Source organism: Parabacteroides sp. ASF519, from assembly GCF_000364265.2.
GTDB classification, from domain to species: Bacteria; Bacteroidota; Bacteroidia; order Bacteroidales; family Tannerellaceae; genus Parabacteroides; species Parabacteroides goldsteinii.
This window is the reverse complement of record NZ_AQFV02000006.1, coordinates 3,073,591-3,086,931: the sequence shown is the minus strand read 5'-3', so window position 1 is coordinate 3,086,931 and position 13,341 is coordinate 3,073,591. Positions and strand designations below refer to the sequence as shown.

The window sequence follows — 13,341 nt, the reverse complement described above, 5'->3', positions numbered from 1 at the left end:
TTTTCTGTGTAATAAAAGTTACACTAACCTTATTTCGAACTCCCGTTAAAATAAGATCACTTTGTAGCTGTCCCTACATTTTGTCTATGCAGAGAGTGATAAATAATTTCCTCTTCGAGCTTGTTTGTCTCAGACGCAATTCCTTGCCAGAGCGTGCCTGTATACCAGTTTGCAAAAACGGGGTTTACTCCACCACAAATATAAGGGTCTTGGAACGCTCATTAAGAAGCAACCATTAATTCACAAATGGCATATAAGGTTGCTTTTTAGCTAATAAATTCCAAATAACAACGAGTAGCTTTCGAGCATTTGCCATTAAAGCCTTGTTGTGATTCATTCTCTTTTTCAAGGTATGATATCTGCTATAAAATTTAGATGTTTGAGTCCTGCAGGCTCCCCATGCACATTGTGTAAGCATAACACGTAAATACTTGTTTCCATGTAAAGTCTTTCTTCCTTTGATCTTTCCTGCACTTTGATCATTTCGCGGTCTTAATCCAGCCCAGCCAACTAAAGCTGATGCTGTTAGAAAGGCTTTCATGTCAACACCGATTTCTGCTATGATTCTCATAGCGCTTTCCTCTTTTATCCCAGGAGCTGTTTGAAGGATTTCCAGTTCCTCGGCATAATGTCCCTCGCAAATTATTCGCATTTTCTCTTTACACTCAAGAAGCTGACGATCATAAAGTTCCACTTCTTCCAAACTCATTTTAAGCATGTCTCTGTCTGATGAAGATACAATACCAGTCAAAGACGACTTAATAACCTCATGACAATGTTTATTACGAATACGCTTGTGAACCAACAGAGCTAATACTTCAGAATCAGTTTCACCACAGATTAATGCATTGACCACCTTACGCATGGATTTACAACCAATATCAGAAACATAATTACTCAAACGAATATTGCAACGTTGCAACGTTAGATCGATAGCAGATTCAGCTTGCTGTTTGCGACGAGTCAAATGGAAGATACGACGACTGTACTGACGTAATTCCTGTATTTTTGAATCAGGAATATAACTTCCCTTAATTAGCTCTTTCTGAAGAACAGTCGCAATCCATTGGGCATCTTTAATATCAGTTTTACGACCAGGGAGTTGACGGATGAAATAAGGGTTAACCAATTTAACATCAAAATCGCATTCCAAAATGCGCCAAATAGGAACCCAATAAATACTGGTGCTTTCCATTGCAACTTTACCAACACCATGAGAGACTAAAGTGTCACGAAGGCGATCCAGTTCCGGTGTTAAAGTTCCAAACACATCTTCAATTTTCTCACCGTTTGCTGTGAGAATACACATAAAGACACTATCTTTATGCACATCAAGACCACAAACTCTGTCCATAAGATATAGTTTTTTTGTATTACAACTTTAAAATAACGAAAGTCGGTGGAATAACAGCAGGGAGTGGTCTTTATTTTTATTAGACGCGCTTATAAATCTCAATTTTTATGTAAGTTTGCTTAGATAGATTCTCTATAAAAACATAACAAAAAGAAGATTATGAACAGATTATTTTACATGATATTGTGTATATTGATTTCCACCGGCATGGCAGTCGGTCAATCATCCGGCGATAATCAAGGAATTACAATGAAGGGAAAGCCAGTCACCTTGCTGGGTACAAAAGCCTATATCGGAGAGATGGCTCCTGATTTCACTGGGATAGACAGTAATATGAAAGAAGTGAAGTTGTCCGATTTCAAAGGGAAAGTCGTTGTTCTATCCGTTTTTCCTTCCGTCGACACCAAAGTCTGTGCCGCCCAGACAAGAAGATTTAATGAAGAGGCCTCCGGTTTAGGGAAAGATGTGGTTGTCCTGACGCTATCCAAAGACCTTCCTTTTGCATTGGAACGTTTTTGTGCGGCAGAAGGGATCGACCGGATTTATACCTTGTCGGATTACAGGGAAAGCGAGTTTGGAATGAATTATGGCTTCCTGATAAAAGAGAATAAGTTGCTTGCCCGCGGCGTAGTAGTAATTGACAAAGATGGCAAAATAACGTATGTACAGTATGTGAAAGATATCAGCCAGGAACCGGATTACAAAGCTGCAATTGCAGCTGTAAAGCAAGCGAAGTAAAGAATGTAAGAAGGACTATCTCGTACCCGTGTTTGACACAGGGACAAGATAGTTCACATTTGATAAATTCCGAACTTACCCCTCTTTCAAAACCACCAGTACCTTCATCGGTCCATGGGCTCCCAGCACCAGGGCCTGTTCGATGTCGGCTGTTTTGGACGGGCCGGAGACAAAGAAGCCATATTTATAATCGGTTCCTTCCAGCTGCCGGTAGGCTTCATGCATGTTATTGACTAAAGCATCTTTATTGATAATGATTACCAGGGCTGTCGGAATAAAGTAGAGTGCTTTGAACTTCACCTGCTGCGTAATCCAGACAGCTCCGTTCTCCGCCACCCCGAAACAGCCTTCCACAATGGCCAGGTCGGTATCGTTCAATTTCCTGGGATCGGAAAGAGAATCCGGATTGAAGGTGGCAACGGTTATTCCGGGCAGATTCGAACCGATACGTTTTGCCTCCGGGAAATGCCGGCGGATCAATTCATTGATGTCGTCACCCGGCTGCCATACGACAGCCTGACCGCCGGCTGCTTCCAGCGAGTCGGAGAACTGTTTGAGTTTGTCTGCATAAGTGATTGCATCCAACGTGATTTCCGGTTTTTCGTAACGCGTCCCGGTATGGCTGCGGATACGGGATAATATATCATCTTTTGTACTCATCTTATTTTACTTTATTTTTCTTCCACATATCATTGAACGACTCTTTGGCAAATGCCGGCATCTCACGTCCTTTTCCCCAGGCATTCAAACCATTGTATATCATAAAACGAGGCATTTTATTTACCAGCGGAGCAAATTTCAGCGCCGTATTAAATAAACCCGGCCGTTCCATCAGGAACTTCATGCCACCCGACATTATTTTCTTTTCCGAACTGGCCTTACCGATTTTATCCAGATCCTGACGCCAACGATAAATCTGTTCACCCAGGTCGATCTTCACCGGACAGACATTCGAACAGGACAGGCATAAAGAACAGGCAGACACATTATCGGAGTACTCTTCCGGATTCTTCAGCATGCCCAGGTTGATACCGATCGGGCCGGGTATAAAATAGGTATAGGAATACCCGCCACTCCGGCGATATACCGGACAGGTATTCATACATTCCCCGCAACGGATACAATTTAATGTACGGATATGGTCGGGCTTTGCCAGGATATCGCTGCGTCCATTATCTACAATTATAAGATGGAACTCACCGCCATCCTGCGGTTTACGGTAATGGGAAGTATAAGAGGTAATCGGTTGCCCTGTACCGGAACGGGCCAGCAGACGGGTAAAGACGCCCAGCGCCTCCTGGTCGGGAACGATCTTCTCCATTCCGAACGTAGCAATATGGACTTTAGGGAACGAAGTCCCCATATCCGCATTTCCTTCATTGGTACAAACCACAATCTCACCGGTCGAAGCGACAGCAAAATTAGCTCCCGTCATGGCTACATCAGCCGTCAGGAACTTTTCGCGCATATTTTTACGGACTGCATGCGTCAGATAGGTAGGATCAGAATTACCCTTTTCCGTCCCCAGCACACGCTCCATCATCTCACCCACTTCCTGACGTTTGATATGGATGGCTGGCATCACGATATGGCTCGGATGAAGGTGCATCCACTGAAGGATACGTTCGCCGAGATCACTCTCGATGATATCATACCCCTTCCCGAACAGATACTCATTCATACCGCACTCTTCCGTCAACATGGATTTACTCTTGATCAATGTATGGGCATTATGCTGCTGAAGAATCCTTTCGACGATCTCATTATGCTCCGCCGCATCTTTCGCCCAATGGACAATTGCCCCATTGGCTATGGCATTCTTCTCAAACTCTTCCAGCAGTGTATCCAAATGGCTGTTGGAGTAGAGTTTTATATCGCAGGCCAATTCGCGTAAACGTTCCCATTCGGGCAGCGAATGACTCATTTTGTCTCTTTTGGCACGGACCATCCAAAGGGTTTCGTCGTGCCAGGCTTCCTGTTTCCTGTTAGCAATGAAACGGGCAGCAGCTATAGAATGTTTCGTGCTCATAATCCAGCGGCTAATATTTGAGTGATATGAATCGTTTGGATCGGCAGATGTTCCCGTTCGATCACACCTTGCATGTGCATCAGGCAGGAACTGTCGGCTCCGGTGATAAACTCGGCTCCGGTGCTCATATGATCCTTTACTTTATCGTGTCCCATGCAAACCGAGACTTCCGGTTCTTCGACAGCGAACATGCCACCGAAACCACAGCATTCGTCGATACGCTTCGGTTCCAGCACCTCAATGCCCTCCACCAGCTTCAACAAGTCGCGCAGCTTGGAGAAATAAGGGATATTCATTTCGCTCGGAGAAGACAAATGCAGTTCGCGCACGCCGTGGCAACTGTTATGTATACTCACCTTATGGGGGAAAACGGCCGGCAGCTTTTCCGGTTTCACGATATCGTGAAGGAACTCACAGATATCGTATATCTTGCCGCTGTTCAGGCAAGCATGCCCTCCGGACTTCAGTATGCCCGGATGGTTTTCTTTCACGAAAGCTACGCAACTGGCCGAGGGGCCGACCACATAATCGTATTGCCGGAACAGTTCTTCCATACGCAGGGCCAGTTTCAACGATTCGTTTTCGAAACCCGCATTTGCCATCGGCTGGCCGCAGCAGGTCTGGTCTAAAGGATAGTCGACATCCAGTCCCAAATGCTTTAAGAGTTTGTAAGAGGCTACGCCAACCTCGGGATACACCGCGTTGATATAACACGGGATAAATAGTCCTATCTTCATATTGGTTGAATTATTACATGAGTATAACTATTCCGATTTAGAATATGTTTCACAACTGTGTACAAAAGTAAAATTTACTTTTTAACTTCTCCGCTCTGATTGTGTAACTTTATTTAATGAAAACAAAAATACCCCTCAGCCATTACAACTAAGGGGTATTTAGGTTTTAGACAACAACCGAATCTACTTCCAGAAATATAGTAAACACACATTTCTTTTCATATGTAAATAAATTGCGCTCCCTATCTCAAGAGAGCCGTTTAAACCATTAATAAATTGATTTTTTTAGAGTTCAGACAAAACAAAAGAGAGCACTTGTATAGATACAAATGCGGTTGGCTATTATCTTTGGGCATTTTATAATTTTACAACAGCTAAGAAAAAAAATTTCATACACGCGTTAAAGGACTCGCAGTCTTGACCGCTTAGCAGTTGAGATCAGTTTCATGAGCGACCTCTTGCTGTTTCTTACGACAACAAGCCAGTAAAAATCGACCTTCTCTATGTTTTTAACCTACTTCTGGGATTGGACCATCATCACGGCTGATTTTAACTTTATAGCCAAGTGCTTCCAGCTCTTTCTTCAAGTAATTTTTCCGTTTCTGCTCCATCCTTTGGTTGAGATATTCCGCACCGAGTTCCTTATACTCACAAGCCTCTTTCAGTACATGCCATACCGATTTCAGGATCGAGTGTCCTACTGCTACTAAAGCCCTCTTTTTCCCTCGACGGGCGGCTAAACGGTGATAACGTGCACTGTAAAAGGTGTTCTTGGTACGGGTGGCTGCCCACGCAGCCTCCGTGATTACGGCTTTCAACTGTTTGTTGCCATGGGTGGTTCTACCACTTTTTTTTTACCTGCGCTCTCGTTATTGCCTGGACAGACACCGGCCCACGAAGCCAGGTGCTTTTCGGTTGGAAAGGCTTCCATATCCACACCTATCTCTGCTATCAGGTCTTCAACCGTTTTCCGGCTAAGTCCGGGGATCTTCTGCAAGAGTTCCATCACATTCTCATAAGGAGATAAAACCTCTTTTATACGGCAGGTAAGGTCAGCTATGATGGCTTTCGTCTGTTCCATATCTTTACGGATGGTCTGCAACATATAGATGTGATGCGGTTCTATAAAGCCTTCACAAGCCTGATAAAGAAGTTCCGGACTGGCTTCAAGTTTTTTATGATAGATGCAAGTTATGTCATCCATTGTTACATGACCCTTATCGATCAACATATCTATCAGCTTGTTCGCCACGACTCCGTCCAGGCTGCACACCACGCTGGAAAGTTTGATGTTACAATCTTCCAGGATACGAACAATACGGTTTTTCTCAGAAGATACATGCTGGATCAACTTGTTACGGTAACGGGTTAAATCACGAAGCTCACGTTGTTCACGCTCCGGGATATAACTCGGTTTCAACAAACCTGCTAAAAGCAGTTTGCAAATCCAGGCACTATCCTTTTTATCCGTTTTGTGCCCGGGAACATACTTGATGTGCCGTGCGTTCACGATCCAGACTTTCATATCTGGACATTCAAGAATCTTATAAACCGGCTTCCAGTAAACACCGGTACTTTCCATGGCTACATGCGTAATGCCACTGGATAATAACCATTCTTTTAATTCTGTCAAAGAACTACTGAAGGTCTTGTAACTGCGGGTTTCAGTTTTGAGACCTTCGCCACTTATCGTAGCAACTACCATGTCCTTGTGGACATCTATTCCACAACCCCGGAGGATGACTTGTTCAAAAGGTACTGTTTTCATTGCATTCGTTTTTTCGAGTGAATGACACTAAAGTAAACAATACCCCCCTATTTACATTCTCTTGGACGAAATTTATTTCATGGATGTTTCATGATCTATTCATTTTTAGTTTTTACTGATAAGACAACACATCTAATAAAAACCCCTATTCCACTAAACAAAAAAGTGTGCCCGGACTAAATGAGCCGGACACACTTTACATCGGTAAAATCTATGTTCTTTACTTATATTCCTGCCAGCTCTTGATCTCTATATCGTCTATAGACAAGGTACAGAATGCTTCGATAAAGGCACTTGCCAAGCGAGCATTCGTGATCAGAGGGACATTCAGGTCAGTTGCGGCACGGCGGATCTTATAACCGTTGTCCAGCTCTCCGGCGGAAAGGTCGCGCGGGATATTGACCACCATGTCGATCTTCTTTTCGTGGAGCATGGTGAGTGCCTGCGGCTGTTTGCCTTCTTCACTCGGCCAGTAGACCAAGGTACTCGGGATATTGTTTTCTTCCAGGAAGCGGTGTGTTCCGCCGGTAGCGAACAGGCTGTATCCTTTGCGGGCAAGCATCTTCGCTGCATCCAGCATGGCCACTTTCTGTTTCGGTGTTCCGGTCGAGAGCAGGATATTCTTTGCCGGGATACGCTGTCCGACCGACAACATACTGGTCAGCACTGCTTCTGAAAGATCATCGCCAAGGCAACCTACTTCACCGGTCGATGCCATATCCACGCCCAGCACCGGGTCGGCTTTCTGCAAGCGGTTGAAGGAGAACTGCGAAGCTTTGATACCTACATAATCGAGGTCGAACGCATTCTTATGCGGCTTTTCGACAGGCAAGCCCAGCATGATACGGGTAGCCAGTTCGATAAAGTTTATCTTTAACACCTTGCTCACGAAGGGGAAACTACGAGAAGCACGGAGGTTACATTCGATTACCTTGATCTCGTTACCCTTCGCCAGATACTGGATATTGAACGGGCCGGAGATATTCAGCTCCTTCGCGATCTGCTTGCTGATGCGTTTGATGCGGCGCACCGTTTCCACATACAGTTTCTGTGCCGGGAACTGGATCGTCGCATCACCGGAATGCACGCCGGCAAACTCGATATGCTCGCTGATGGCATACATCACGATCTCGCCATGATCGGCCACCGCATCCATCTCTACTTCTTTCGCATGTTCGATGAACTGGCTCACTACGACCGGATGCTTCTTGCTGACGTTGGCCGCCAGTTGAAGGAAGCGTTCCAGCTCTTCCTGGTTGGAGCAAACATTCATCGCCGCACCACTCAGCACGTAACTCGGGCGAACCAATACCGGGAAACCTACCTCCTCTACGAATGTATTGATATCATCCATAGAAGAAAGCTCTTTCCAACGCGGCTGGTCTACTCCGATGCGGTCGAGCATGGCGGAGAACTTCTCGCGGTCTTCGGCATTGTCGATACTCTTCGCTGATGTTCCGAGGATATTTACATGCTGTTCATCCAGGCGCATCGCCAGGTTGTTCGGTATCTGTCCTCCGGTAGAGACGATCACGCCGTGCGGATTTTCGAGTTCGAGGATGTCCATTACGCGTTCGAAAGTCAGTTCGTCGAAGTAAAGACGGTCGCACATATCGTAATCGGTCGAAACCGTTTCAGGGTTATAGTTGATCATCACCGAGCGCCAACCCTCCTTGCGAATCGTGTTCAGCGCCTGCACGCCGCACCAGTCGAACTCTACAGAGCTACCGATACGGTAAGCACCCGAACCGAGTACCACGATAGAATGTTTGTCTCCTACATACTGCACATCGTTTTCCGTTCCGCTGTAAGTCAGATACAGGTAGTTGGTCAGTGCCGGATATTCGGCGGCGAGAGTATCGATCTGTTTCACTACCGGAAGGATGCCACGATATTTACGATCCTGACGCACCTGCAGGATGGCTCTTTCACCGTCTTCCATTTTATCTTTGAAGATGGCGCGGGCAATCTGGAAGTCAGAGAAACCCTGCACCTTAGCCAGACGGAACAGGTCGTCGGGTATATCGGTTATCTTGCTGAAGCTTTCCAGGGCTCCGGCGGTCTGGATGATATTATATAGTTTCTGAAGGAACCATTTGTCGATCTTTGTCAGGTCGTGGATCTGGTCGATCGTGTAACCGGCGCGGAAAGCCTTGCTGATGACGAAGATACGGCGGTCGGTCGGCTCGTTCAACGCCTTGTCGATATCGGGAATGACCAGTTCTTTGTTTTCCACGAAGCCGTGCATACCCTGGCCGATCATGCGGAGACCTTTCTGGATCGCCTCTTCGAAAGTACGTCCGATCGCCATCACCTCTCCTACCGACTTCATGCTTGAACCCAGTTCGCGGGCTACACCGTGGAACTTACCCAAGTCCCAGCGCGGTATCTTACAGACCACATAGTCGAGTGCCGGTTCAAAAAAAGCGCTGGTCGTTTTCGTTACCGAGTTCTTCAGGTCGAACAGGCCGTAACCCAGACCTAATTTGGCTGCCACGAAAGCCAACGGATAACCGGTTGCTTTCGACGCCAGAGCGGAAGAACGGCTCAGGCGGGCATTGACCTCGATCACCCGGTAGTCTTCCGATTCGGGGTCGTAGGCGTACTGCACGTTACATTCGCCCACGATTCCGATATGGCGAATGATGCGGATAGCCAGTTCACGCAGTTTATGATAGTCCGTGTTGCTCAATGTCTGTGACGGGGCGATCACGATAGACTCGCCGGTATGGATGCCCAGCGGGTCGAAGTTCTCCATGTTACATACCGTGATACAGTTGTCGAAGCGGTCGCGAACCACCTCGTATTCCACTTCCTTCCAGCCTTTCAGGCTCTTCTCCACCAATACCTGGGGAGAGAAAGAGAAGGCTTTTTCGACCAGCACGTCCAGTTCTTCTTCATTGTCGCAGAAGCCTGAACCCAGGCCTCCCAACGCATAAGCGGCACGCACGATCACCGGATAACCCAGCTCGGCAGCGGCACGACGGGCATCGGCAGCGTTCTCCACCGCCTCACTCTTGATCGTCTTTACATCGATCTCGTCCAGTTTGCGGACAAACAGTTCACGGTCTTCCGTATCCATGATGGCCTGTACCGGAGTCCCCAATACACGGACATTATATTTTTCCAGCACGCCGCTCTGGTAAAGCGCCACACCGCAGTTGAGCGCCGTCTGTCCGCCGAATGCCAGCAGGATACCTTCGGGACGTTCCTTTTCGATCACCTTTTCCACAAAGAAAGGAGTGACGGGCAGGAAATAAACCGTGTCCGCAACCCCTTCCGAAGTCTGTACCGTTGCAATGTTCGGGTTGATAAGCACCGTCTGGATGCCCTCTTCCTTGATGGCTTTCAATGCCTGGCTGCCTGAATAGTCGAACTCGCCCGCCTCACCGATCTTGAGGGCGCCCGAACCTAATATCAGGACTTTCTTTATATCTTCTTTCATCTTTCAATTTTCGTTTTATTGTAACAACATTTTTCATGGGATGCTTGAAGCCTCATTCAAGGCCCCCTTGAAGCCCCGTTCAAGCATGCCTTGAAAAAAGCCTCCGGAAAAACTCACAACAGGTCTACAAATTTATCGAACATAAACTCCGTATCCGTCGGCCCACTACATGCCTCGGGATGGAACTGCGAGGAGAAGAAAGGTTTCGTTTTATGTTTGATACCTTCGTTCGTGCCGTCGTTCATATTGATGAAGAGCGGTTCCCAGTCGGTACCCAGCGTCGTGTTATCCACCGCGTATCCATGATTCTGCGAGGTGATGAAGCATTTCTCCGTCCCTACCATGCGGACCGGCTGGTTATGGCTACGGTGTCCGTATTTCAGTTTGTAGATGGAGGCGCCTCCGGCTTTTGCCAGCAATTGGTTACCCATGCAGATACCGCAGATCGGTTTGTCTCCGGAGAGCGCTTTGCGGATATTCTGAACGGCCGCATCGCAGGTATCCGGGTCGCCGGGACCGTTGCTGATGAACAGGCCGTCGTATTCCAGCGTATTGAAATCGTAATCCCAGGGCACGCGGATAACCGTTACATTACGTTTCAGCAGGCAGCGGATGATGTTATGTTTCACGCCGCAATCTACCAGGACAACGCGTTTCTTACCTTCGCCTTCGCCGTAAGTAATCACTTTCTTACAGGACACTTTATCTACATAATTCACATTCGCGTATTCTCCGAAATCGGTTGCTTCAACTTTTTCCCCGCCAATCACGATCTTTCCCATCATCACGCCATGTTCGCGCAATTTCTTGGTCAGGGCACGTGTATCGATCCCATAAATTCCGGGAATACCTTCTTCTTTCAACCAGCTTCCCAAACTCTCTACAGCATTCCAATGACTATACTCATGACTGTAATCGCTTACGATGATGGCATCGGCATGTATCTTTTCACTCTCCATGAAAGTGGCAATTCCATCCGCCCCAAACGTACGGGCGGGTACACCGTAATTTCCTACCAGCGGATAAGTTAACACCATCAGCTGACCGGCATAGGAAGGGTCGGTCAGGCTTTCCGGATAACCTGTCATGGCAGTGTTGAACACTACTTCGCCGGTTACCTCTTTTTCGCAGCCAAAAGAAAAGCCGCGAAAAACAGTCCCGTCGTCTAAGATCAAAATTGCTGTTTTTTCTGTTTGCATATAATCTGTATCTTGTGTCATTTGACTAAATATTCTTCTTCCATATAATGTATGAAGGCATTGTTCACCATGCGTGCACCGCCCTGAGTCGGATAATCGCCGGAGAAGTACCAGTCGCCCGGATGGTTCGGACAAGAAGCGTGCAGGCATTCCAACGTCTGATAAACAATCTCCACTTTGGCGCGTGTACCGGTCGGTGTAAGCAGGTCGACCATCTTGGCGGATATTTCCTCGTCGGTGAACGGCGCATAAATCTCCTTCACATAGTTGACGATCGGACCTTCCTCCTTCGCCTGTTGCTTCTTGGCTTTCCAGTATGCCTCGGTGATAACGGATTCCATGCCCCGTTCCTTCAGCAAAGCGACTGCGGCCTTGAAAGCGATAAACTCGTTCATCCGCGACATGTCGATACCGTAATAATCCGGATAACGTACCTGCGGAGAGGAAGACACGATCACGATCTTCCGCGGATGCAAGCGGTCCAGGATACCGATAATACTTTGTTTCAGGGTTGTTCCGCGAACAATGCTATCATCTATTACAACCAGATTATCAACGAATGGTTCGATACTTCCGTAAGTTATATCGTACACATGGGCGGCCAGGTCGTTACGGCTGTTGCCTTCGGCGATAAAGGTACGCAACTTTATGTCTTTAATCGCTACTTTTTCGGCACGGACACGCATGGAAAGTATCTGGTCGAGTTCTTCTTCCTGAAGTAGGTGGCTGCGGTCGGCAATCCACTCTTTCTTCAGCTTGTTCAGGTAGTTGTTCAACCCCTCCTGCATTCCAAAATAAGCGACCTCCGCCGTATTGGGGATGAAGGAGAAGACTGTATGTTTGATGTCGTAATCGACAGCTTTCAATATCGGGTGCACCAGATTCTCCCCCAGCTTCTTCCGTTCGCGGTAAATATCCACATCGCTGCCCCGGGAGAAGTAGATACGTTCGAACGAACAGGCTTTATTCTCTTCCGGCTCCACGATCTGCGAAGTACGGAAACGGCCGTCTTTGCTGATAAACATCGCTTCTCCACGCTGCAACTCCTTTATATCCCCGGCTTGCACGTTCATTGCCGTCTGGATCACCGGACGTTCGGAGGCCAGCACCACGATCTCGTCGTCGGCATAATAAAAAGCCGGACGGATACCCCAGGGATCGCGCACGCTGAACGACTCGCCGCTACCGGTCAAGCCACAGATCACAAACCCGCCGTCCCAGGTCGGCACGCAACGTTTCAACACATTCGACAGGTCCATATGTCCTTCGATCGCATGTGTAATATCCATGCCCCGCAATCCTTCTTCTTCATATTTCCGGTACAAACGCTCCACTTCCCTGTCCAGACGGTGTCCCATCTGTTCGAGCATGATATAGGTATCGGCATATTTGCGCGGATGCTGTCCGATAGCTGTAATTTCTTTGAAAATGTCGTTTACGTTTGTGAGGTTGAAATTTCCGCAAAGAGCGAGGTTCTTGGCTCTCCAGTTGTTGCGGCGTAAAAAAGGATGGACGTAGGAAATACCGGACTTACCGGTCGTGCTGTAACGGAGGTGCCCCATATAAAGTTCTCCGGCGAAAGGAAGGTTTGCTTTAGCGAAAAGCGGATCGTTTAATTTACCGGGTGGTAAATCTTTGTAATGATCGTGAACGGCGGCGAATATCTCGGTTATAGCTCCTGTTCCCAACGCTCTTTCCCGAAACATATATTCTTCACCGGGGCTTGCTTCTAACTTCACGCAGGCTAAACCGGCTCCTTCCTGTCCGCGGTTATGCTGCTTTTCCATCAGTAAGTAGAGTTTATTCAGGCCGTACATCCAGGTACCATACTTTTGATGATAATACTCTAAAGGCTTTAGTAACCGGACCATGGCGACTCCACACTCATGTTTAAGTTGTTCCATCTGGTTATATCTTGTTTATTTCAACTGCAAAGATACGCACTTTATTAAACACATTGTTCATATTAATGCAAAATAATTGACATATTAATAGAAATAATCATTTTATCCGGCATTTGGTTAAAATATTATATATTTCCGCATTGTTTCGATAAAGTTACAAATACAAA

General features: G+C 46.9%; 10 protein-coding genes. 1 reads left to right on the top strand and 9 read right to left on the bottom strand.

What is annotated here, in order from left to right:
• Positions 1 to 235: 235 nt before the first annotated feature.
• Complete coding sequence (locus tag C825_RS12140) at positions 236 to 1,354, bottom strand: IS110 family RNA-guided transposase (RefSeq protein ID WP_010800321.1); 1,119 nt, start codon at positions 1,352 to 1,354, stop codon at positions 236 to 238.
• Between the two features lie 159 nt (positions 1,355 to 1,513).
• Here C825_RS12140 and tpx point away from each other — a divergent pair, with 159 nt between their 5' ends.
• Positions 1,514 to 2,092: a thiol peroxidase gene (tpx, locus tag C825_RS12135; RefSeq protein WP_010802649.1), complete on the top strand. Its 579-nt coding sequence runs from the start codon at positions 1,514 to 1,516 to the stop codon at positions 2,090 to 2,092.
• 75 nt (positions 2,093 to 2,167) lie between these two features.
• Here tpx and C825_RS12130 read toward each other — a convergent pair whose 3' ends face one another.
• The 8 genes from C825_RS12130 to C825_RS12095 all read right to left on the bottom strand — a co-directional run bounded on the left by C825_RS12130 (position 2,168) and on the right by C825_RS12095 (position 13,174).
• Entirely contained in the window at positions 2,168 to 2,752 is a 585-nt protein-coding gene (locus C825_RS12130; RefSeq protein WP_007658367.1) for a LutC/YkgG family protein, read from the bottom strand.
• Position 2,753: 1 nt separating this feature from the next.
• Positions 2,754 to 4,121: a lactate utilization protein B gene (locus tag C825_RS12125; RefSeq protein ID WP_007658369.1), complete on the bottom strand. Its 1,368-nt coding sequence runs from the start codon at positions 4,119 to 4,121 to the stop codon at positions 2,754 to 2,756.
• Entirely contained in the window at positions 4,118 to 4,858 is a 741-nt protein-coding gene (locus C825_RS12120) for a (Fe-S)-binding protein (RefSeq protein ID WP_010802648.1), read from the bottom strand. Before C825_RS12120 ends, C825_RS12125 begins: the two co-directional genes overlap by 4 nt.
• Before the next feature lie 509 nt (positions 4,859 to 5,367).
• The gene (locus C825_RS12115) at positions 5,368 to 5,676 is read right to left on the bottom strand and encodes a hypothetical protein (RefSeq protein WP_007657317.1); all 309 of its coding nucleotides are present in this window, start codon (positions 5,674 to 5,676) and stop codon (positions 5,368 to 5,370) included.
• Positions 5,673 to 6,626: an IS110 family RNA-guided transposase gene (locus C825_RS12110; protein ID WP_010800681.1), complete on the bottom strand. Its 954-nt coding sequence runs from the start codon at positions 6,624 to 6,626 to the stop codon at positions 5,673 to 5,675. Before C825_RS12110 ends, C825_RS12115 begins: the two co-directional genes overlap by 4 nt.
• 220 nt (positions 6,627 to 6,846) lie before the next feature.
• Complete coding sequence (carB, locus tag C825_RS12105) at positions 6,847 to 10,071, bottom strand: carbamoyl-phosphate synthase (glutamine-hydrolyzing) large subunit (RefSeq protein ID WP_010802647.1); 3,225 nt, start codon at positions 10,069 to 10,071, stop codon at positions 6,847 to 6,849.
• A 113-nt stretch (positions 10,072 to 10,184) separates the two neighbouring features.
• On the bottom strand, positions 10,185 to 11,291 hold the full coding sequence (gene carA / locus C825_RS12100) for a glutamine-hydrolyzing carbamoyl-phosphate synthase small subunit (protein ID WP_010802646.1): 1,107 nt from the start codon (positions 11,289 to 11,291) through the stop codon (positions 10,185 to 10,187).
• Positions 11,288 to 13,174 carry an amidophosphoribosyltransferase gene (locus C825_RS12095; protein WP_010802645.1) on the bottom strand — a complete coding sequence of 629 codons (1,887 nt, stop codon included), beginning with the start codon at positions 13,172 to 13,174 and terminating at the stop codon, positions 11,288 to 11,290. The genes carA and C825_RS12095 overlap by 4 nt, the downstream gene beginning before the upstream one ends.
• Positions 13,175 to 13,341 lie beyond the last annotated feature (167 nt).

Coding starts and splice junctions, on each gene's coding strand:
- C825_RS12140 (WP_010800321.1), bottom strand. CDS start 1,354: ATGGACAGAGTTTGTGGTCTTGATGTGCATAAAGATAGTGTCTTTATG.
- tpx (WP_010802649.1), top strand. CDS start 1,514: ATGAACAGATTATTTTACATGATATTGTGTATATTGATTTCCACCGGC.
- C825_RS12130 (WP_007658367.1), bottom strand. CDS start 2,752: ATGAGTACAAAAGATGATATATTATCCCGTATCCGCAGCCATACCGGG.
- C825_RS12125 (WP_007658369.1), bottom strand. CDS start 4,121: ATGAGCACGAAACATTCTATAGCTGCTGCCCGTTTCATTGCTAACAGG.
- C825_RS12120 (WP_010802648.1), bottom strand. CDS start 4,858: ATGAAGATAGGACTATTTATCCCGTGTTATATCAACGCGGTGTATCCC.
- C825_RS12110 (WP_010800681.1), bottom strand. CDS start 6,626: ATGAAAACAGTACCTTTTGAACAAGTCATCCTCCGGGGTTGTGGAATA.
- carB (WP_010802647.1), bottom strand. CDS start 10,071: ATGAAAGAAGATATAAAGAAAGTCCTGATATTAGGTTCGGGCGCCCTC.
- carA (WP_010802646.1), bottom strand. CDS start 11,291: ATGACACAAGATACAGATTATATGCAAACAGAAAAAACAGCAATTTTG.
- C825_RS12095 (WP_010802645.1), bottom strand. CDS start 13,174: ATGGAACAACTTAAACATGAGTGTGGAGTCGCCATGGTCCGGTTACTA.